We start from the raw sequence: 21,279 nt of genomic DNA, 5'->3' as shown, positions 1-21,279 counted from the left end.
AAGACAGGAGAAGAGAAATGTTAGAACTAGCGCATTATCTTAAGCACTTTAAAAAAGAGATGATCCTCGGACCATTTTTCAAGCTGACCGAGGCGGTTTTTGAGCTGATTGTCCCGCTTGTTATGGCCAGCATTATTGATGTGGGAATAAAAAATGGTGATACCCGGTATGTTTATCATATGGGAGGGCTGATAGTGGCTCTGGGTGCGGCAGGCCTGTGCTTTGCACTGATTGCTCAATATTTTGCCGCCAGGGCCTCTCAGGGGACCGGCACACTTATGCGGCGTGATTTTTTTGCGCACATTAACCGGCTTTCCTATGCCGAGCTTGATAAAATCGGAACCCCGTCCCTCATTACCCGGATAACCAATGATATCGACCAGCTGCAGGTGGCAGTGGCCATGAGCATCCGGCTTTTACTGCGGGTACCTTTTTTAATTATCGGTGCGACGATTATGGCAATGACTATTGATCTCAAGCTGTCAGTTGTCTTTTTGGTGGCGGCGCCGCTCATTGCGCTGACCATCTATTTTGTCATGAGCCGTGCCGTGCCGGTTTACAAAAAAATTCAGTCGAAGATTGATGGGATCTCACTCATTACCCGTGAAAATCTGGACGGGGTACGGGTAATCCGGGCGTTTTCAAAGCAGGAGAGCGAGACGGCCCGTTTTGCGGCGGCAAATGAGAATCTGATGAAAGCATCGCTGAAGGCCGGGCGTATTTCGTCGCTGCTCAATCCTCTTACCTATGCCATTGTCAATGTCGCCATTCTCTTTATCCTCTGGTTTGGCGGCATCCGTGTCAACGCCGGTGATCTGAGCCAGGGAGAGGTGATTGCCTTTATCAATTATATGACGCAGATTCTGCTGGCGCTGATCGTTGCGGCCAATCTTGTGGTGATCTTTACCAAGGCAGCCGCCAGCGCGGCGAGGATTAATGCGGTTTTTGATACCAGGCCTGCAATCACCCCAGGCAGTGCGCGTTTATCCGAAGTATCCGCCGAAACGGATGATGAAATAAAATTTGAAAATGTTTCTTTTTCTTACAATCAAAATAATGAGTATGCCCTGAGAAATCTCAGCTTTTCGATTAAAAAGGGTGAGACTATCGGCATTATCGGCGGTACAGGTTCGGGGAAGAGTACACTGGTCAATCTGATTCCCCGTTTTTACGATGTAACCGGGGGAAATATTCGCGTAGATGGGATCAGGGTACAAGAATACCCTTTGGAGCAGCTGCGATTAAAAACCGGCATGGTTCCTCAAAAAGCAGTCCTTTTTACCGGAACGATCCGGGAGAATATGAAATGGGGAAATCCACGGGCAAATGATGAGGAAATCGGTCGGGCGCTGGAAATTGCCCAGGCGGCTGAAATCATTCAAAAAATGCCAAAGGGGTTAGACACTGAAATATACCAGGGCGGAAAGAACCTGTCTGGAGGCCAGAAGCAGCGCCTGACCATCGCCAGAGCACTGGTGCGCCGTCCTGAGATTCTGATTTTGGATGACAGTGCCAGCGCCCTTGACTTTGCCACAGACGCGGCCCTCAGAAAGGCCATACAGAAAGAAACCGACAGCATGACGGTGCTTATGGTGTCACAGCGGGTCACCACTGTAAAAAACGCCGACCGGATCATCGTGCTGGATCAGGGAAGAATGGCAGGATTCGGCAGCCATGAAACGCTTTTTAAGACCTGCGGTGTATACCGCGAAATCTGCCTTTCACAGCTGAGCAGTCAGGAGGCCAGCCAATGAGAAAAGAAAATAAAGTACCGGTTATCCCAAGATTATGGGCTTATGCAAAGCCAAACGGCATTTTTCTTTTTCTGGGCCTTGTCTGCGCAATAATCAGCATCGCACTGTCCTTATGGATGCCCATCTTGATCGGCCACGGGGTCGATTATATCGTAGGGCCGGGTCAGGTGGATTTTTCAGGCATTATGCGCTATGTGATCATTCTCGGGGTTAATATCGGCGTTACCGTTGTTTTCCAGTATCTCATGAGCCTGTGCACCAACCAGATTACCTATAAAACGATTCAGAATATCCGAAAAGATGCTTTTGAGAAGTTTAATACTGTGCCGCTGAAATATATCGACAGCCATTCTCACGGCGATTTGATGAGCCGTTTTGTCAATGATATCGAGCTGATTTCAAATGGCCTGCTTCAGGGCCTGACCCAGCTTTTTACCGGAGTGGTGACGATTCTGGGTACGCTGGCGTTCATGCTGTCAATCAATATGAGCATCACGGTAGTTGTGGTGCTGGTAACGCCCTTATCCATCTTTGTGGCAGGGATCATCGCGAGGCTTTCATACAGTAAGTTTAAAGAGCAGTCTGTGGTGCGCGGTGACCTGAGCGGTTTCGTAGAAGAGATGGTTGGAAATCAGAAGGTCGTTACAGCTTTCAGCCATGAAGAAAAGGCAGAGCAGGCGTTTGAGGCCATCAACCAGCGTCTTTACCGCTGCGGCGTGCGCGCCCAGTTTTACTCCTCGCTGACCAACCCCTCCACACGATTTGTCAACGCTATGGTTTATGCCGCTGTGGGCATAACCGGGGCTGTTTTAGTCATTGGAGGAGGCCTGAGCGTCGGGCAGCTGTCAAGCTTTTTGTCTTATGCTAACCAGTACACCAAGCCCTTTAATGAGGTGACCGGCGTGCTGACAGAAATCCAGACAGCCTTTGCCTCGGCCAGGAGAGTTTTCGCCCTGCTGGATGAACGGCCTGAGCCCAGTGACGCAGAGCTGCCGGCACTGCCACCGGCAGAAGGCGCGGTGTGTGTGGAGCATGCAGACTTTTCATATCAGCCGGATACACGCCTTATTAAGGACTTGAACATCACTGCTGAGCCAGGGCAGCGGATCGCGCTGGTCGGACCGACCGGCTGCGGAAAAACCACGATTATCAACCTGCTCATGCGCTTCTATGATGTGAACCGCGGCAGTATTGCAGTGGACGGGCATCCGGTAAAAAGCGTTACCCGCAGCAGCCTCAGGGGGCAGTACGGCATGGTGCTTCAGGACACCTGGCTGTTCTCTGGAACGATCCGGGAAAATATAGCCTATGGCAGGCCGGACGCCACCGATGAGGAGATCCTTGAGGCGGCTCGAAAAGCCTATGCGGACAGCTTTATCAGGCAGCTTGAAAAGGGGTATGATACCCAGATTGCCGAAGGCGGGGACAATCTTTCCCAGGGACAGCGCCAGCTCCTCTGTATCGCCAGAGTGATGCTGACCAAACCGCCTATGCTGATCCTGGATGAAGCGACCAGCAGCATTGACACACGGACAGAGGTACGCATCCAGAACGCCTTTAATGATATGATGAAGGGGAGGACCAGCTTTGTGGTTGCCCACCGCCTGTCGACCATCCGCAGCGCCGATACGATTCTGGTTATGAACCAGGGGCGTATTATTGAGCGGGGAAACCATGAGACCCTGCTGGCGCAGAACGGCTTTTATACAAAGCTTTATAACAGCCAGTTTGAGGGAAACGAATAGCTGTTTTACTTTACGATTACAAGATATTAAAACAAGTACCGAAACCGACGGGTTTATGATAAAATAATTTGGAACAATTCAAGGAGGCGTTAAATAAATATGAACGAAAAAGCAAAGGTCTACTTTACGAATTTCAGGGCAAATCCCAAAATGAATCTCCTGCAAAAGCTTAAGAAGCTGATCATTGAGGCAGGAATGACCGAAATTGATTTTGAAAATAAATTTACAGCCATTAAAATCCATTTTGGAGAGCCTGGAAATATCGCCTATCTCCGGCCAAATTTTTCCAGGGTTGTGGTGGAGCTGATTAAAGAGCAGGGCGGCAAGCCCTTTCTGACAGACTGCAACACCCTGTATGTAGGGCGCCGGAAGGACGCCCTGGAGCATCTCGACGCTGCCTATGAAAATGGCTATAATCCATTTACTACCGGCTGTCAGCTGATCATTGCCGATGGCCTTAAGGGAACCGATGAGGTGGAAGTGCCGGTGAATGGTGAATACATCAAAGAGGCAAAAATAGGACGCGCTGTTATGGATGCGGACATCTTCATTACACTGAGCCATTTTAAAGGCCATGAAAACACGGGCTTTGGAGGCGCTCTTAAGAACATAGGGATGGGCTGCGGCTCCAGACGCGGAAAAATGGAAATGCACAATGCCGGAAAGCCCCATGTCATTGAAAAGAAATGCCGCGACTGTAAAGTCTGTAAGGATATCTGTGCGATGAATGCCATCTCATATCCGGAAAAAGCCGTAATTGACCATGACAAATGTGTAGGATGCGGACGCTGTATCGGGATCTGCCCCTTTGATGCCATCGCTACGCCAAATGACGAAAGCTTTGACGTGCTCAACAAGAAGATGGCTGAGTACAGTCTGGCGGTTGTAAAAGGCCGTCCGAATTTTCATATCAGCCTGGTAATGGACGTTTCACCATTCTGCGACTGCCATGCCGAAAATGACCTGCCGATTATTCAGGATGTCGGCATGTTTGCTTCTTATGATCCGGTAGCTCTTGACATGGCATGCGCCGACGCTTGCAACAAAGCGCCCATCATCCCCGGCAGCTATCTGGCAGATCAGATTCATAAAAACCATGTCCATGACCCTGAAGACCACGACCGTTTTACCTGCACACACCCGGAAACGGACTGGCGCGTATGTCTGGAGCACGCAGAAAAAATCGGGCTTGGAACCAGACAATATGAATTGATTGAAGTAAAATAGTGAAAAGGCTGCCTGAACGATCAGGCAGCTTTAGACTGTCAAAAAAGTGACACAGTCCGAGACTGTGCCTTTTACCCAGATAAGAAAAAAGGTCGAGGCGTTGTGGTAGACGGCCGGGAATCGTGCTGCTTTAGCGGAACAGCCGGACACTGGTGAGATCAAGCTTCTACTTTAGTGAAGAAGCTATCTGCGTGAAAGTGGTGCCCGCAGGACGCTTTTTTCTTCCTTAGGTAAAAGGCTTCGTCTCTTGGGTTTTTTGACAATTCGGCTGCCTGATCGTTCAGGCAGCTTTTTATTTTAGAGGTATTCATTCCAGTTTTACAGGAATGAATGCTTTTTTTATTTGCCGAAAATATTTAATTTACAAAAAAATATGAAATTCAAGCTCAAAGCGCAAAAAAATATTGCGCTTAATAGAATGTAAACTTACAATGTAAAGGTTTTAAAGTGAGACGCACAAAAAATTGCGCGCAATTTTTTGTGTAAAAAGAATAATAAAAAAACCAAACTCTATATTTAGCATCGTCATAAAAGAAAAAAAGATATAAAAAAAGGATTTTGAGTAAATTTTCGTAAAAAAATAAAAAATATGCTTGGCACAAAATTTGCAAATATTAATTTCAAGCCGTCTTATGTGAAAGGGGGAACAATGCGTACAAGAAGGCTGAAGGCTCGCGGTAACAATGTTTTTATAATAATCCAAGGGGGAAAAAATGAAAAAATTTGATTTTAAACGAGCGATTCAATTTATTTGCCTGTGTGGCGCAAGCATTATCTATTATGTGCCTTATATGAAAGCAAGCTTTTATGACGCGTTAATCCAGGCGTTCAATGTCACAAACGTGGAGCTTGGAATTATGACAAGCGCTTACACAACCATGACAATTGCCACATATTTTTTAGGAGGATTGGTAGCGGATAAGTTTTCAGCAAGAAAGCTGCTGGCTTTTTCATATGTGGCTTCAGGGCTGTTGTGCGTTGGGTTTGGCACAATTCCCGATTATCGTGTCGCGGTAGTGCTTTTTGCTATTTTAGGGGTTACCACCACCTTAACCTTCTGGTCGGCTTTGATCAAAGCGATCCGTATTTTTGCCAGACCAGGTGAAGAGGGGAAAGCCCAGGGAGATGTTGAGGGGACCAGAAGTATTCTGGCAGCAGTTCTTGGGACAATTGCCATTTTTATTTTCAGCCAGTTTTCCAATATTGTAACAGGTATGCAGGTGGTTATTTTCATCTTTGGCGGCGCCTGTATATTAATCGGAATTCTCATTTGGATTTTCTTTGAAAGAGATGAACCAGATAAGGACCAAAATCTCGGCATTGGGAAGATTCTTTTAACCTGTCTGAAAAACCCAAACGTCTGGCTGATGTCCTTTATTGTTTTTGGCGCGTTTATTTCCTGCACGACAACGCCTTACATGACACCATACGGGACGCAGATGTTTGGCCTGTCTATAACTCTGGGAGCGATTCTGGGCATGTTCAGGGATTATATGCAGCCCATCGGAGCCCTGATTTCAGGAAATGTCAGCAATAAAACCGGGATTTCAAAATTGTTGATTATTGTAACCGCGCTGCTGGCAGTCATCAATATTTTTATCGCGATTATTCCACAGCAGGCCTCTCTTGTGATTCTGGTATTTATCGGAACAGCGCTGGGATATATTATCCTTGGGGCAGCCAGAGGTATTTATTTTGCAACCCTGCCAGAAGCGGATATTCCAATGTATATGTCGGGTACCGTCATTGGGATTATCTCGACCATTGGGTTTTTACCTGATAGCTTTATGCCGATCATCATCGGTAACTGGCTGGATACCTATCCGCCGGAGCTGGCATACCGCTTTATTTTTATAGCGGCAGCGGCAGGCGCCGTATTTGCATGTATTATCTCCATTATTTTTCATAAACGAAATAAGGAGACCATCGCAAAGCTGGCAGTGATTCAAAAAGAAGGGAAAATTGCGGATAAAAAAAACACAGAAGCATCTGTGTGAAATGGGGAGAAGATAGAATATGAAAGCCTATGAACAGTATATTTCAAAAGCGTCCGTTGAAAAAATACATGAAAATACGTTGAGAATACTATCAGAAATCGGTGTTAATTTTGAAAATGAGCGCGCGCTGGATGTATTTAGAAAGCACGGTGCAAGAGTAGAGGGCGAGACTGTTTTTATTGATGAGAAAATGCTGGATGCCGCTTTAAAAACAGCGCCTGAAAAATTTATGCTTTATTCCAATTCCTATAAAAATATGGAAATTGGCGGAGGCAGCATGATGAAAATCGCCCTTGCTTCCAACATCTACATTCAGGATGGGGAAAAAATCCGAAAAACAACGAATGAAGACAATATTAATCAGTTTAAAATGGGAATCATGAGCCCTGTCATCGACTCCGCCGTACTGAACCAGTTTCCGGATACAAAGCAATTTACAGATGAGGAAAAAATATTTGGCGTTTACGCCATGGACTTAAAATATTCGGGGAAAAGCCATATAAATGCCAATGAAATGACCCTGGGCCTGGGTCCCGGAGCTGTTTATGATTTGACGCGGAAAGGTATCCAGCTGATTAAGGAATTTGAAGGGATCCGGGACCGGTATGTATGCTATCGAAGCCTGAACGTGCTGTCGCCTTTGACCTATGACAGCGCGCCAATCGAAAAGATTTTTGCGGCCTGCGACGAGAACCAGCCATTGATTTTATCACCTTGCGCAATGCCAGTGCTGACAGGACCGCCCTCGGTGGCGGGCATCCTCTCAATGAACAATGCGGAAATACTGGCAGGGCTGGTACTCATACAGCTGATACGGCCAGGAACGGGCTTTGTCTATGGGAATACATCGGGATCTTCAGACTTAAAAACACTTCAGCTGACCATCGGCACACCCGAAACAGCGTTAATCGCCTACGGAACTGCCGCGCTGGCGGATCGCTATGGTCTGCCCTTCAGAACAGGCGGCTCCTTATCAGACGCCAAGGATTTAGACGGACAGGCTGGCGCTGAAACGATGATGCTCCTAAAGGCAACGATTGATGTTCAGCCGGATGTAATCTACCATACCATCGGGACAATGGGCACCTTTAATGTATTGAGCCTTGAAAAATTTATTATGGATGAGGAAATTATTGGCATGCTTGAGCGTGAGCGAAGCGGGATTGACTGCTCGGAAGAGAAATTATGCTTTGACGCCATCCGGAAGGTTGGGCCACGGGGAACGTTTTTAAAGGGCAGAACACCGAAGATGTACAGAGAAGAGTTCTATAAAGCGTCTTTGTTCAATAAAGAGGACCCAAATCAGTGGCAGAACGCAGGGGGAATCAGCATTAAAGAGAAAGCCGGGAACGAGGTTCAAAAGCGTCTGGAGGCCTATGAGACGCCAGACCGGACAAAAGACCAATGCAGATTATTGGACGCGTTTATCCCGAAAGCTTACAGAGAAGGGATCTAGCCCGATGAAAGCATATGAAAAGTACATAAAGAAAGAAGAAATTGAGAAGATACATGAAAAAAGTCTGTACATATTAAAAAATACAGGAATCCGGTTTGAGCATCCGGAAGCCCTCGATATTTTCAAAAGAAACGGCGCTGTGATTGAGAATGATACGGTTTATCTGGATGAAAAAATGGTCCAAAACGCGCTAGCCACAGTGCCGGAGGGCTTTACACGGTTTTCCTTAAAAGGAAGCTACGAGGTAGGACGCGGCTCCAGAATCATGCGCCCGGCGGACGGAGCGATCTATTTATCGGAAAACGGCCGTATTCGCAAAATGCACAATGACGATATTATCAGGCAGTTTAAATTAGGTGAGACAAGCAAGGTGGTCAACAGTAACGACGTAAACGGTTTTCTGGAAACAGCGCATTTCAGCAAAGAACAAAAGATATTTTCAAATATTGCGATCGCTTTAAAATACAGCCATACAGCGCCTGTGGCGCTTATGCCAAGAACCTTCGCCCTTTCTGAGCAGGAAAGCGTGCGGGAAACTTTCGCGGAGGGAATCCGGCTGGTCAAACGTTTTGAAGGCGTGGAGGAGGAAGAAAAATATGTGGTTTCTTACGGGGTAAATACGCTGTCGCCGCTATGCTATGATCATGACCCCGTCGAGCGCATTTTAGCGCATTGTGATGAAAACCAGCCGTTGTGGATCAGCCCCTGCGGGATGGCTCTTTTGACAGCGCCCCCGTCAATCGCGGGCATGATGGCCATGACAAATGCCGAAACCCTGGCGGGGATTGTCCTCACACAGCTTTGCCGGCCGGGCCTGCCGGTTGTCTACGGAAATACCTCGGCAGGTACAAATCTTAGGACTCTGCAGCTGAGTATCGGCGCTCCAGAGTCTGCGCTGATCTGTTATGCGACGGCAGGATTGGCAGATTTGTATCATATGCCATTCAGGACAGGGGGAGCGCTGAGCGACGCCAAGGATTTTGATATTCAGGCAGGAATCGAGTCGGAGATGATCACCTTTGCAACGCTGGACTGCGGCGCCGATCTGATCGCCCACGCCTGCGGAATTATGGGCTCGTTTAATGTTATCAGCTTTGAGAAGTATCTTATTGATGAGGAAATAACAGCCATGTGTAACCGTCTCATAAGCGGTATTGACTGTGATGAAAGCCGTTTCTGCCTTGACGAAATTGAAAAAACCGGCGCGCGGGGCACTTTTCTGAAAGGCAGGACGCCAAAGATGTACCGGCAGGAGTTCTATCTTCCTCAATTTTTGAATAAAGAAGATCCTAATCAATGGATGAACAAGGGGGCCAAAAGTGTTTATGAAATTTGCAGAGAGGAGGTTGAGCGGCGCATTGCCTCCTATCAGGCGCCCGATATTACAAAAGAACAAAATGACCTGCTTACACCTTATATTCCTGTTGAATATAGAGAAAAGATATAGACAAAATAGTGAGTCTTAATAAAGAACAAGACCATTTTGACATGCCAGTATTTTAGGTTAAAATACCATCACCAAAAAACAAGAGGTGCTTTATGAAAAATGGGAAAACAGATCAAAAATTGATGCCGGCAGAATGCCTTGAAAAAATAGAGGATTTCTGTGTGCTGGTTGTCGATAAAAACAAAAAAATTGTCGCTTATTCAAAAGGCTGTGAACGTATTGAGGAAATGAAACGAGAGGATGCGATCGGTAAAAATCCCAATGAAATCTATAAGCCGAACGATCCGGATAAGACCATCAGCCTGGATGATGAGAGCCGGTCTTTACTGTTGAACACCCTGAAGGACGGGCGCTGCTACAAAGACACATTTTCTTATTATAAAACAAAAAATGGCAAGGAGTGCACAGTGCTTTTTAATTCCTTTCCAGTTTTTGATGAAAATGGAAACATTGAAATGAGCGTGGGCACCTACCGTGAGATATCCGAGTATTTTAACCTCATAGATACGATCAATAAGAAAAACCATGATAACGGGGCGCTGAGCGCTGTCAAGCTGCATAACAACACACAGTACACCTTTGAGGATATCATAGGAGAAAGCAACGAAATGAAGCAGTGCGTTGAAAAGGCAAAGCTGGCCGGAAAAACGGACGTACCGATTATGATATCCGGGGCTACGGGAACAGGAAAAGAGGTCTTTGCCCAGAGCATCCATAATATCAGTGATCGGAAAAAGAATCATTTTGTGGCTGTTAACTGCAGCGCTATCCCTGAAAATCTTTTAGAGAGCACACTTTTTGGCGTAAGGAGCGGTTCCTTTACTGGCGCGAAAGAGCGGAAGGGGCTCTTTGAAGAGGCCGAAGGCGGGACACTTTTTCTGGATGAGCTGAATTCTATGAACATTACGATCCAGTCCAAATTGCTGAGGGTACTGGAAGAGAAAAGGTTTAGAAGAGTGGGCGGGAACAAAGAGATTGTTGCGAATGTCCGTATTATCGCCGCCATTAACCAGGACCCCCTCGAGGCCATCAGGGAAAACCGGCTGCGCTCAGACCTTTATTACCGGCTCAGCGTTTTTAATCTTCAATTGCCGCCGCTGAAAAACCGAAGGGAAGATATTATCGCCCTCTCAAACTATTATATTTCTGAGGTCGCTTCCTTCCTTGGGAAAAAAATAAACAGCTTGTCAAAAACAAGCAGAAAAATTCTGCTGAAGCATGACTGGCCGGGGAACGTAAGAGAGCTGCGGCATGTCATTACCCAAAGCCTGTATTTGGCCGGAAACGACTGCTACGCGCTGGAAAGCGCATGTCTGCCGGAATACCTGCTGGACCGGTACAAGGTGATCGAAGAAAAACAGACGGCTTCTCTGAGCTTAGGCGCCAATAAAAATCTCAGGGAGATGGTCGATAATTTTGAAAAAGAAACGATTATTAAAGCATTAAAGCAAAATAACCACAATGTGACCCAGGCGGCAAAGCTTTTGAATATTTCAAGACAGAATTTACAAAATAAAATGAGAAAATATAAAATTTTGGGATAGATATCCAGATAGGAGAATGAAAAATGAAAAGCTATGAACGTTTTATATCCAGAGAAGAAATTGAAAAAATTCATGAATACTCATTAAAAATTTTATCAGAAATCGGTATGCGGTTTGAGCATGAGGGAGCCCTGGAGGTTTTCAGGAAGCATGGGGCCCGTGTGGAAGGACAAACCGTTTTTATTGATGAAAAAATGGTGACCGAGGCCCTCCGCCACGCGCAGCGCTCCTTTACGGTAAAATCCTGTAAAGGGGATCTGGAAATCGGCAGCGGCAAACAATACAATGGCGCGATCGGCGGCAATGTATATTGTCATTATCCAGATGGGGCCATTCGGAAAATGAGCAATGAGGATACACTAAACCAGTTTAAGCTCGAGGATACCAGCGATATCCTTGATTTTGGGACCATCAATTATTTCCAGGATTATTCCAAGGGATTTACCTTAGACCAGAAAATATTCAGCAACATTGCCCTGATCTTAAAATATGGGCATAAGCCACTGTTTCTGACAACCGCCAACACCTTTGCGCTGTCCGATAAAAAAGCCATCAAAGAAGCCTTTGAAAAAAGTGTACAGCTTTTAAATGATTTTGAAGGAAACGACGCGGTACATAACGTTTATATTTTAAATACTTTATCGCCGCTCACCATGGATCATGATCCGTTAGAGCGGGTATTTGTCCTCTGTGAGGCAAATCAGGGCATTATGTTCGCTCCCTGCGCCATGCCGCTCATGACTGCGCCGCCTTCCATTGCTTCTATGGTGGCAATGACAAACGCCGAGGTGCTGGGTGGTTATGTACTGGCGAAATTATTAAATCCGAATGTGCCGGTTGTTTACGGGAACACCTCGGGCGCGACAGATATGCGGACCGTCCAGCTTGCAATTGGAGCGCCCGAATGCGCATTGGTCGTTTACGCCACAGCCGGTTTAGCAGACTACTACGGCCTGCCCTTCAGAACCGGCGGATCACTCAGCGATGCGAAAGATGCAGATATTCAGGCGGGGGCTGAATCCATGATGATGATTACAGCGACACAGGACGTCAACGCCGATATTGTTTTACACGCCTGTGGCTGCATGGGATCATTTAATGTAACCGACTTTCGCAAGTTCCTGATTGATGAAGAAATTCAGAGAATGAATCAGCGGTTATTTGCGGGAATTGATTGCAGTGATGAAAAATTCTGCATGGATACCCTTAAAAAGGTTGGCCCAAGGGGCGCTTTCCTGACAGGCCGTACCCCTAAGATGTATCGCGAAGAGGTTTATCTCGCCCGATATTTTAATAAGGATGACCCGAACCAATGGCAGAATAAGGGAAGTATCAGCGTGGTCGACGTGGCCCAGCAGGACGTTGAAAAGCGCCTGGCATCCTACACAGTGCCAGAAATTACAAAAGAGCAGAACGATCTGCTTCAGCCTTATCTGCCCGATGCATATAAGGAAATGATATAAGGCGGGATGTAAGGGAACAGCGATGAAATCCTATGAAAAGTACATCTCAAAACAAGGGATTGAAAAAATCCATGAGCAGACACTGCGTATTCTCAACGAGGTTGGGGTAAAGTTTGAAAACCAGGAAGCGCTGGAGGTATTTAAAGATCACGGCGTCCGGGTGGAAAATGATACGGTATTTATTGATGAAAAAACATTGATGGAGGCCCTGCAGAATATCCCGTCTCAGTTCATTCTTTCTTCTTTTAAGGGCGATTTGGTAATAGGGGGAGATAATACTGTTTTCAGGCCGCTTGGGAGTAACATTTATATTCAGACAGGCAAAGAAATAAGAAAAATGGATAATGCGGATATATTTGACCAGTTTAAGCTGGCGGATACCAGCCCGGTGATCACAGGGTCACATATTAACCTTTTGGCGGAAACCAAAAATTTTACATCCGAACAAAAAACTTTTGCCAATATGGCGCTTCAAATGAAATATGCCAATAAGCCGACGGTGACGCTTTATCCTAATACCTTGGCTTCTGGAAAAGAGAGCCACTTAAGAGCATTGTTTAAAAAAACCATACAGATTGTCAACCGTTTTGAGGGCAATGACAAATACCATATTTTACCAATGCTGAACTCCCTGTCCCCGCTCACCTTTGACAATGCACCCATCGAAAAATTGTTTGCGACCTGTGAAGCGAACCAACCCCTGTGGATTGTGCCCTGCGCCATGCCGCTGATGACCGCGCCGCCGTCTGTCGTCTCGATGATGGCCATGACAAACGCAGAGCAGCTGGCTGGGATTGTGCTGGCCCAGCTTTTGAGACCAGGTATACCGGTGATCTATGGTAATACCTCGGCATCAACAAATATGCACACCATTCAGCTGAGCATTGGGTCGCCCGAGACGGCGCTGGTCTGCTATGTAACGGCAGGGCTTGCGGATTATTATCACTTACCCTTCAGGACAGGCGGCGGGCTCAGTGACGCAAAAGATTTTGATGCCCAGTCAGGCATTGAGAGCATGATGATGCTTTACGCAAGTTTAGACTGTGGGTCTAATTTTATCGAGCATGCCTGCGGGACACTGGGAACCTTCAATGTCATAAATTTTGAAAAGTTTCTGATGGATGAAGAGATCATACAAATGACCACACATCTGCTGAAGGGGGTAAACTGTTCAGAAGACCGCTTCTGTTTCGAGGAAATCAAGGCGACAGGTGCGAGGGGAACGTTCTTAAAGGGACGGACGCCCAAAATGTACCGGGAAGAATTCTACCAGTCGCAATACATGAATAAGGAAGACCCAAACCAATGGCAAAACAGCGGCTCAAAATCTTTAAAGGAATCGATGGAGCCGGCTGTGAAAAAACGATTGGAGAGCTATCGTCCTCCGGAAATTTCAAAAGACCGTTTATCTGTCATTGAACCGTATATTCCGGAATGCTACAGGCTGGAGATATAAATTTAAAAAGCAGAGGCAGGCTTTGTCTCTGCTTTTTTTAAAAGGAGAGGAATCGCTATGTATAAAAACAAAAGGGTGCTGAAAATGGTCAATTGGCATGTGCTGCTGATTTCCGGAGCCGCCCTTATTTTCTTTGTGGCATTTGCCTGCATTGCGCCAGAGGCTTTTTCAAAAGCTGCCGACACAGCACTTGCGTTTGTATTGAAAAATTTTACATGGTTTATCACGCTTGTCGCGTTTTCGGCCATTATATTTTGCCTGTGGGCTGGTTTTAGCAAATATGGAAAAATCCGGCTGGGAGGCCCAGAGGCAGTGCCCAGGATAAATAAATTTGTCTGGTTTGCAATCGCCCTGACCTCAGGAATAGCAGTGGGGATTAATTACTACGGTGTTTATGAGCCGATACAGTTTATCTATAATCCGCCGCCATTTTTAGACGCTGCGCCTTTATCCAGCGCTGCTGTTTTCGGCGCCCTGAAATATACTTTTCTGCACTGGTGCATCCATCCCTACTCAATTTATACAGCGGCGGGCCTGAGCGTTGTCTTCTTAATCTATAATAGCAAAAAAGATTATCGGGTCTGTACGGCGCTGTACCCCCTTGCGGGGGATAAAATCTATGGCGCGGCCGGAAATGCCGTCGATGCACTGGTTATTTTCGCGATCATTGCAGGAATTGCGACCTCGCTTGGATTCGCCACACTGCAGATCGCCCGGGGATTCGATATTATTATGGGATTTACAAGCAATTTGTACAGTTGGGTTGTGGTCATAGCAGTGATCACCCTGTTTTATACGCTATCCAGCATCTCCGGGCTGCACCGGGGCATTACATACATCAGCAACCTGAATACCGTGCTATACTTTTTCGTTTTGATTTTTGCCTTTATTGCGGTAGACCCTGTGGGGGTAACGGAATTGACCATTACGGCTGTGGGGCAGTATTTTAATGATTTTATTAACCTGTCCCTGTTTCTTGACCCCATTGAGAAAACAGGGTGGATCGGGGCTAATAATGTATTCTTTAACACATGGTGGATGGTTTTTGCGCCGCTGATCGGCCTGTTTTTAGTAAAGCTGGCCTATGGGCGCACCATACGGGAATTTGTGGTCATAAATCTCATTGCGCCGGTAGTGTTTTCCTTTGCCTGGTTTGGTATTTTTGGCGGAGGAAGCATTCTTCTTGAAAAATTTTACGGCGCCAATATCGGTGAGCTCATTGAGCAAACCGGATCAGACATGGCCCTGTACGCTTTCTTTAAACAGCTGCCGTGGAGTGCCGTCATGAACGTGGTAGCCCTTGTTATCGTGGTATTGTCTTTTGTCACGTTGGCCGAGTCGATGACCATGTCCATATCCGCCATGTCTATGAAACAGTTTAAAGATGTAACGGGAGAGGCGGCACCGCCCAGGAGCATCAGTATATTCTGGGGGAGCATAATGGCGGTAACCGCCGCTGTTTTGCTGAGTGTTGGCGGAACAGAGGCCCTGCAGACGGCTTCCATTGTATGTGGCCTGCCCATTGCGCTTTTAATGGTATTGATGATGGCTTCTTATTACCGCGCTATGAAGCACCTGCGTCAATATGATGACTACAGCCGGGGAGATCTGGATATTTATAAAAAAGATAATCAGTAATATCTGATTTTGTGGAAAAGATAAATCTTTCTTTAAAGCTTTCGTGCTAAAATAGAATTATCAAAAAAAGGAGACCCCCGGCCACTTTGGCGCTGACCGGGGATTTGAGAGGAGTAAAAAATTAATTTATATAAAAGGAGACCGGTGTGGTTTCCCTGCCAGAAAGATATATACCCTTGATTTTTTAAAACTAACATATAAGGAGAAAAAGAATGACAATTTTTGATGATTTGGGAAAAACCCTGAATGACGTGGCCGCCGCAACAGCCGATATGCTCGGCGACCTGGCAGAAGCCGCAAAGGTAAAAACCACCATTGTGTCCGAAAAGCACGAGCTCGAGGCGCTTTTTGCCGAGCTGGGTAAAACGGTTTATGAAGCCCGAAAAGAAAATCTGGCTGAAGACAGTGACGATCCTTGTGATGTGCTGTGCCGCAAAATTTTAGAAAAAGAAGAAAAGATTGCAGAGCTTGAGGCCAGAGAAGAAGAAATGAAAGCCAAAGAAGAAACCAAAGAAGAAACAAAGGAAGAAAACGGAGAAGCAGCCAAAGATACAGACGAAGAAGCCGTTTCTGACGCGGAAATAATCGAGGAAGAAGAAACCAAGGATAAAGACGATTCAAAAGAAGCATAAGAAAAAGCGCAGGCCGAGACTATGTCTTTTATCCAGATAAGAAAAAAGATCCAGGCGCTGCGGTAAACGGCCAGGAATCGTGCCGTATTACCTGAACGGCCGGACATTAATAAGATCCAAGCTTCTGCTGTAGTGAAGAAGCTATAGCCCTGAGCGGAGTGTCCGCAGGACGCTTTTTTCTTCCTTAGGTAAAAGACTTCGTCTCTTGAGTTTTTTGACACGAAAAAAGCGCAGGCATCAGACCTGCGCTTTTGTTATTTTTTGGTAATAAACCATGCCGGCAGCCAGAAAAACAAGGCAGATGGCAATGTAGAGAATAAACAGCGGGCTTTGCAGACCGCCTGAAAAGATGATCAGCGAGCCGACCGCTGCCAGAACCGGACACAGAATGCCTCTGAAAGCCCCAATCTGCTGTTTTCTCCCAAGTTTAAAGACCTGGTAGTATAAAGGAAGGTAGAGCAGGTAAGAGACCACAATGGCGATTTCTGACACATCGGAGTTGGTCAGCAGTCCAAAGCGCTGTGTGAAATAATGGACGACAAACCAGCAGGTAACAATCAGGTAGGATGCGATGGTCGAGTTGAGTGGAAAATCCGACTTTGGTGTGAGAACCTTGAGCTTATCCGCGCCTGGGATCATTTTCTGAAGCGCCAGGGAGTAGGGCATCTGCGAAATCCCCATGACCAGACCGTTCAGACCGCCAAGCACAGAGATTAAAACAAAGAAGCCGATAAGCTTAGCGCCAAAAGGGCCAAAAACCATGGCCGCCGCCTGGTCCAGGTGAGCGTCGCCCAGCTGCATAATGGCCGGGGCGCCCAGCAGGTTGGTGACACCTACAAAGTAGAGGATGTACATGAGCAGAATAAACAAGGGGCTGATGACCAGCGCAATGGGCAGGTTCCGCCGGCTGTTTTTGATCTCATGAGCCACCGAGGTGGAGATGATCCATCCGTCAAAGGAGAAGGCCACCGAGGGGATCGCCATAATCCAGGAAGCGTGAAGCATCCCGGTGGCTGGGGCCGGCATGGCGGCTGTGGCGGTTTCTGTATTCCCGTGGACCAGTCCCGCTACCGCAATGATCAGAAGTGGAATCAGCTTGATGACCGTCGCAGCGTTCTGAAAAAGCCCGGCAAGCCTGGCCGAGAGCATGTTCATGAGGTACAAACCTGTCAGCAGGCCAAAACCCACGAGACACTGAAGCTCCAGCGAGGCATTGATGTTAAAGAAAATACAAAAGTAAATGCCCGAAACCCAGGATAACACGACGGTGATGGTGGGCAGATAGACAAAGGTTTGAAACCAGCCGTAGGCCGAGCCTGCCATGGGGTTTATAAAAATTCGGGCATAAGTGAGTACCCCGCCGGGCTCGTCGGTTCGGGAGGCCAGCTCCGCCACCGTCAGGCTTCCAAAAATAATGCTGACGGCCGCAAAGCAGAAGATGATTACACCCAGAACGACATTGCCGCCGGTGGCAATTAAAATATTATCGCTTTTAAAAAAAATACCGGAACCGATGACGATTCCGATAATCATGGCAATGGCTGTAAACAGTCCATAACGTTTTTTGATTGTGTCTGTTGTCATGGTAACAGACCTCCTGTCCTATTTAGTCCCGAAGAGGCGGTCTCCCGCATCGCCAAGGCCTGGAACAATATAGGAATGATCGTTCAGCCCTTCGTCGATACAAGCACAATAAATAGGTACCTCGGGGTGTTTTGCTTGTACAGCCTTTATACCCTCCGGAGAAGCTAAAATAACAACCAACTTAATATTTTTGCAACCCGCGTCCTTCAAGATGTCAATGGTGTGGACAGAGGAGACGCCAGTGGCCAGCATGGGATCGGTGATGATGGCCTCGCGCTCAGCGATATCCGTGGGCAGCTTGCGGTAATACTCCACGGCTTCCAGCGTTTCAGGATCGCGGAATAAGCCGATATGCCCGATTTTGGCATTGGGGATAACATGGGTAAAGCCCTCGACCATGCCCAGACCAGCGCGCAGAATCGGCACGATAACCACATCCTTGTCTGCCAGCACCTGCTTGGTGGTTTTACAGATGGGCGTTTCAATCTCAATATCTTTAAGGGGAAAGCGCCTGGTGACTTCATAGGCCATGAGCGTGGCCAGTTCCTTGACCAGCTCTCTGAAATCCTTAGACGGTGTATCCTTCATACGGAGTAAGGTTAGCTTATGGGTGACCAGAGGATGGTCAATGGTAGTTACTTCATTCATAAAAAAAGCTCCTTTGTCTTGTTTACTAAACACTATAATACATTAAAAAAAGCTGAAAGGCCATTGTTTTTTACTTTTAATTCTTGACACTCTGCCAGAATAAGGTAAAATGGTAAAGAAAAGGACCGATATTATCAAAGCTTGAATAAAAATAGCCAATCAGGATATAAACATAAGAAACGGAAGGATGTTTGATGATGAAAGAAATAAGATTATATACCTGGCCCCACTGCCCATTTTGCAATAACGCAAAGCGTTTGTTAGACCAAAAGGGCCTGACTTACAAGGATGTCGACATTTACGGCAATAATGAGATGAAACAGGTACTGGCCGAAAAGACCGGACAGCACACGGTTCCCTTTATTTTTGTCGATGAAAAGTTTATCGGCGGCTATACCGAGCTGGCCGAGCTTGATAATCAGGGAGACTTTGATAAAATGCTCGCATAAGCGGGATAAGATAAATAATTAAAAGGAAGAAGAGGAAATATGGCATTTTCGTTTAAAGTAGTAGAAGAAGTTGGAGTATTATCCGAAGGAGCAAGCGGCTGGCAGAAGGAATTAAACCTGGTCAGCTGGAATGACCGCGAACCCAAATACGATATTCGTGAATGGGACGCAAACCATGAAAAAATGCGTAAGGGCGTAACCCTGACCATCGATGAAGTGGTCGAGCTGCGTAACATTTTGAATGAGTTAGAGCTTTAAATTTATTAGAAAAACGAATAAAAAAGAGAAAAAAACGGACTCGAGAGGGTCCGTTTTTTACGTTGCTTTTAAGTAGAAAAAGTTCGCAGACTGTTGGTAGTCTGCGAACTTTTTTTAATTATTCATTTAAGAAAATGATTTGTTTTTCAACTGCGTGATTTATTATAACATTCCCTCATGAAAAATGCACCCATTTTTTGAATTTTTTAAATAATTTTCTTTAAAATCACTTTTATGTTTTTATTCTAACGATAAATCCTGATTTTCTTTATTTTTCACTTTTTTACAGACTGGTCAAAATCTGGTCAGTTTTCATCTATATATAATAAGGTAAAATCTGCATCACACGAATTTTAATTTACAAAAGTTATTTTTACAATCTGGTCAATGATCTGGTCATAATTCTTTATAACGTACACGCTTGCGATTTTTCCGGTATTGTACTCGCAGACTACCAACAGTCCACGAATAAAAGTGAGGTCAGTTATGAGTGCGGGATACGCCATCACGACGTACAAAATACAGCTGAATTACAAGCATTTAGACTGGTTTAAGCAAACCCAGTCCCTCTTTGACGCTGTCCTGGCATTCTACTACAAGCTGCTCGAGAAGCAGCCCGAAGCCCTCAGCCTCACCAATCAGAATTTACTGCGCCATTTAGAGCTGCAGACCATAAAACAAAGAGATGGCACCCCGCCCGAAACGCCCCTGCCCTTTGAGAAAATCCCCCTGTACTTTAGGCGCGCCGCCATCAACGCGGCCATCAGCATGTATAGAAGCTATGTGGGCAAGCTCAAGGCGTGGCAGGAAGGCACGATAAAAAGCGGAAAGCCCAGCCCGCCAAAGCGTCTGCATATGTCCATGCTCTACTACAAAGGCATGTACAAAGACTTTGACGAGAAAAGTATACTGCTTAAGCTCTACACCGGCAAAACCTGGGCCTGGGTCAAGCACCGTTATACGGGCAGACCCTTCCCCAAAGACGCCGAGCTCATGAGCCCGACCATTGTCATCAAGAAGAAAAAAGTCATGCTCCACATCCCCGTCAAGGAGATCGTAAAGGACAGCCGGACCGCCAAGGAGCGCGTGCGGCAAAACGAAAAGTTTGTCGCCGTGGCCTTAACCGGTTCCGACAGCCTCGCGGTTTGTACCACCATCGAAGCAGACGGTCGCGCCACCGCCCCATATTTCATTAAAGGCGGAAAAGAACTGGCCCACCGTAGGAAGCAGCTTCTAGGGTATACCAAACGCGGCATTGTTGGGAACAAGGCCCCCAGGTTTATGACGCACACTGTAGGGAACGCTGCCCTCAGCGTTCCGCAAGAGCAACGACCAAACAAAAAATACTACGACAAAATTACCCGCCTGACCGATCATTACGCCCATGAGGTAAGCCGAAAGATTGTCGACTACGCCCTCAAACAGGGCGCCAAACTCATCGTCCTGCCCGAGCTCAAAGAAAGCTTCGACCAGGCGAAAAAGCCCTACCTGGGCAAAACCCCTTATGACTTTATCGGAAGGCGCATTGTCCGCTACGTCCAGTACAAAGCCTGGCAGAAAGGCCTGGTCGCCATGACCAGCAAGCCCTACTACGTCAGCACCCGATGCTACCACTGCGATGCCCCCATCGCTAGGCATAACACCGAGTACCAGAACCCCAGCGTCAACTTCTACGGCGGAAAGAACTTCATTTGTAAAGAAGGCCACCGGGGGAGTACGGCGCTGAACAGTGCGAGGAATCTGGGAAAAGGGTTTTATGAGCGGTTTTATGCGGGCGCTGCATGATAAGAAGAATAATAAATAGATTATAAATTTAATCTTTAAATCCTGTGGAGAAATTCATGGGTGTGCTTTTCGTCTATAGGGCCAAAAGTACAGGCTTAGCACCACCTGTTTTTATTTCGCGTCGCATTGTGTTTTCTTTACATATAAATGAAAGAAAACACAATGCGATGAAAGTAAAGATTAAAGGATCAGCTTA

General features: G+C 46.5%; 16 protein-coding genes. 14 read left to right on the top strand and 2 right to left on the bottom strand.

Annotated features, from left to right (window positions below; translation table 11 throughout):
• Nucleotides 1-17: 17 nt before the first annotated feature.
• The 11 genes from B2M23_RS20120 (at nt 18) to B2M23_RS20070 (ending at nt 16,359) form a co-directional block, all read left to right on the top strand.
• The gene (locus B2M23_RS20120) at nt 18-1,754 is read left to right on the top strand and encodes an ABC transporter ATP-binding protein (RefSeq protein WP_038351277.1); all 1,737 of its coding nucleotides are present in this window, start codon (nt 18-20) and stop codon (nt 1,752-1,754) included.
• Nucleotides 1,751-3,499, top strand: a complete 1,749-nt coding sequence (locus B2M23_RS20115; protein WP_038351278.1) for an ABC transporter ATP-binding protein — start codon at nt 1,751-1,753, stop codon at nt 3,497-3,499. The genes B2M23_RS20120 and B2M23_RS20115 overlap by 4 nt, the downstream gene beginning before the upstream one ends.
• A 99-nt stretch (nt 3,500-3,598) precedes the next feature.
• A complete protein-coding gene (locus B2M23_RS20110; RefSeq protein ID WP_038351279.1) occupies nt 3,599-4,726 on the top strand; it encodes a DUF362 domain-containing protein in 1,128 nt (375 codons plus the stop codon).
• Nucleotides 4,727-5,439: 713 nt separating this feature from the next.
• Nucleotides 5,440-6,723, top strand: a complete 1,284-nt coding sequence (locus B2M23_RS20105) for an MFS transporter (RefSeq protein WP_038351280.1) — start codon at nt 5,440-5,442, stop codon at nt 6,721-6,723.
• 19 nt (nt 6,724-6,742) lie between these two features.
• Nucleotides 6,743-8,179 carry a trimethylamine methyltransferase family protein gene (locus B2M23_RS20100; protein ID WP_038351281.1) on the top strand — a complete coding sequence of 479 codons (1,437 nt, stop codon included), beginning with the start codon at nt 6,743-6,745 and terminating at the stop codon, nt 8,177-8,179.
• Between the two features lie 4 nt (nt 8,180-8,183).
• On the top strand, nt 8,184-9,626 hold the full coding sequence (locus tag B2M23_RS20095) for a trimethylamine methyltransferase family protein (protein ID WP_038351282.1): 1,443 nt from the start codon (nt 8,184-8,186) through the stop codon (nt 9,624-9,626).
• 92 nt (nt 9,627-9,718) lie between these two features.
• Nucleotides 9,719-11,170, top strand: a complete 1,452-nt coding sequence (locus B2M23_RS20090) for a sigma-54 interaction domain-containing protein (protein WP_038351283.1) — start codon at nt 9,719-9,721, stop codon at nt 11,168-11,170.
• A gap of 23 nt (nt 11,171-11,193) precedes the next feature.
• The gene (locus B2M23_RS20085; protein WP_038351284.1) at nt 11,194-12,633 is read left to right on the top strand and encodes a trimethylamine methyltransferase family protein; all 1,440 of its coding nucleotides are present in this window, start codon (nt 11,194-11,196) and stop codon (nt 12,631-12,633) included.
• Nucleotides 12,634-12,655: 22 nt separating this feature from the next.
• A complete protein-coding gene (locus B2M23_RS20080) occupies nt 12,656-14,089 on the top strand; it encodes a trimethylamine methyltransferase family protein (protein ID WP_038351285.1) in 1,434 nt (477 codons plus the stop codon).
• 57 nt (nt 14,090-14,146) lie between these two features.
• Complete coding sequence (locus B2M23_RS20075; RefSeq protein WP_038351286.1) at nt 14,147-15,727, top strand: BCCT family transporter; 1,581 nt, start codon at nt 14,147-14,149, stop codon at nt 15,725-15,727.
• A 212-nt stretch (nt 15,728-15,939) separates the two neighbouring features.
• The gene (locus tag B2M23_RS20070) at nt 15,940-16,359 is read left to right on the top strand and encodes a hypothetical protein (protein ID WP_038351287.1); all 420 of its coding nucleotides are present in this window, start codon (nt 15,940-15,942) and stop codon (nt 16,357-16,359) included.
• Between the two features lie 237 nt (nt 16,360-16,596).
• Here the strand turns inward: B2M23_RS20070 and B2M23_RS20065 are convergent, their stop codons facing one another.
• Nucleotides 16,597-17,943 (bottom strand): APC family permease, encoded by a 1,347-nt coding sequence (locus B2M23_RS20065; protein ID WP_038351288.1) that lies wholly within the window; start codon nt 17,941-17,943, stop codon nt 16,597-16,599.
• A gap of 18 nt (nt 17,944-17,961) precedes the next feature.
• Nucleotides 17,962-18,591, bottom strand: coding sequence for a uracil phosphoribosyltransferase (gene upp, locus B2M23_RS20060; protein WP_013381008.1), 630 nt, complete (start codon nt 18,589-18,591; stop codon nt 17,962-17,964).
• 194 nt (nt 18,592-18,785) lie between these two features.
• Between upp and B2M23_RS20055 the strand changes: the two genes are divergently transcribed.
• From B2M23_RS20055 to B2M23_RS20045, 3 genes are all read left to right on the top strand, one after another.
• Nucleotides 18,786-19,040, top strand: coding sequence for a glutaredoxin domain-containing protein (locus B2M23_RS20055; protein ID WP_224168834.1), 255 nt, complete (start codon nt 18,786-18,788; stop codon nt 19,038-19,040).
• Between the two features lie 39 nt (nt 19,041-19,079).
• Nucleotides 19,080-19,298 (top strand): YdbC family protein, encoded by a 219-nt coding sequence (locus B2M23_RS20050; RefSeq protein WP_038351289.1) that lies wholly within the window; start codon nt 19,080-19,082, stop codon nt 19,296-19,298.
• Between the two features lie 486 nt (nt 19,299-19,784).
• Nucleotides 19,785-21,083 (top strand): hypothetical protein, encoded by a 1,299-nt coding sequence (locus B2M23_RS20045; RefSeq protein ID WP_038351290.1) that lies wholly within the window; start codon nt 19,785-19,787, stop codon nt 21,081-21,083.
• Nucleotides 21,084-21,279: the final 196 nt, after the last annotated feature.

The organism is Eubacterium limosum, from assembly GCF_000807675.2.
GTDB lineage: Bacteria > Bacillota > Clostridia > Eubacteriales > Eubacteriaceae > Eubacterium > Eubacterium limosum.
This window is presented reverse-complemented; position numbering and strand designations above follow the sequence as displayed.

What these genes read in the sequence shown, in the direction of transcription:
- B2M23_RS20095 (WP_038351282.1), top strand. Translation starts at nt 8,184, where the DNA reads ATGAAAGCATATGAAAAGTACATAAAGAAAGAAGAAATTGAGAAGATA.
- B2M23_RS20085 (WP_038351284.1), top strand. Translation starts at nt 11,194, where the DNA reads ATGAAAAGCTATGAACGTTTTATATCCAGAGAAGAAATTGAAAAAATT.
- B2M23_RS20080 (WP_038351285.1), top strand. Translation starts at nt 12,656, where the DNA reads ATGAAATCCTATGAAAAGTACATCTCAAAACAAGGGATTGAAAAAATC.
- B2M23_RS20075 (WP_038351286.1), top strand. Translation starts at nt 14,147, where the DNA reads ATGTATAAAAACAAAAGGGTGCTGAAAATGGTCAATTGGCATGTGCTG.
- B2M23_RS20120 (WP_038351277.1), top strand. Translation starts at nt 18, where the DNA reads ATGTTAGAACTAGCGCATTATCTTAAGCACTTTAAAAAAGAGATGATC.
- B2M23_RS20115 (WP_038351278.1), top strand. Translation starts at nt 1,751, where the DNA reads ATGAGAAAAGAAAATAAAGTACCGGTTATCCCAAGATTATGGGCTTAT.
- upp (WP_013381008.1), bottom strand. Translation starts at nt 18,591, where the DNA reads ATGAATGAAGTAACTACCATTGACCATCCTCTGGTCACCCATAAGCTA.
- B2M23_RS20100 (WP_038351281.1), top strand. Translation starts at nt 6,743, where the DNA reads ATGAAAGCCTATGAACAGTATATTTCAAAAGCGTCCGTTGAAAAAATA.
- B2M23_RS20090 (WP_038351283.1), top strand. Translation starts at nt 9,719, where the DNA reads ATGAAAAATGGGAAAACAGATCAAAAATTGATGCCGGCAGAATGCCTT.
- B2M23_RS20045 (WP_038351290.1), top strand. Translation starts at nt 19,785, where the DNA reads ATGAGTGCGGGATACGCCATCACGACGTACAAAATACAGCTGAATTAC.
- B2M23_RS20105 (WP_038351280.1), top strand. Translation starts at nt 5,440, where the DNA reads ATGAAAAAATTTGATTTTAAACGAGCGATTCAATTTATTTGCCTGTGT.
- B2M23_RS20110 (WP_038351279.1), top strand. Translation starts at nt 3,599, where the DNA reads ATGAACGAAAAAGCAAAGGTCTACTTTACGAATTTCAGGGCAAATCCC.
- B2M23_RS20055 (WP_224168834.1), top strand. Translation starts at nt 18,786, where the DNA reads ATGATGAAAGAAATAAGATTATATACCTGGCCCCACTGCCCATTTTGC.
- B2M23_RS20065 (WP_038351288.1), bottom strand. Translation starts at nt 17,943, where the DNA reads ATGACAACAGACACAATCAAAAAACGTTATGGACTGTTTACAGCCATT.
- B2M23_RS20050 (WP_038351289.1), top strand. Translation starts at nt 19,080, where the DNA reads ATGGCATTTTCGTTTAAAGTAGTAGAAGAAGTTGGAGTATTATCCGAA.
- B2M23_RS20070 (WP_038351287.1), top strand. Translation starts at nt 15,940, where the DNA reads ATGACAATTTTTGATGATTTGGGAAAAACCCTGAATGACGTGGCCGCC.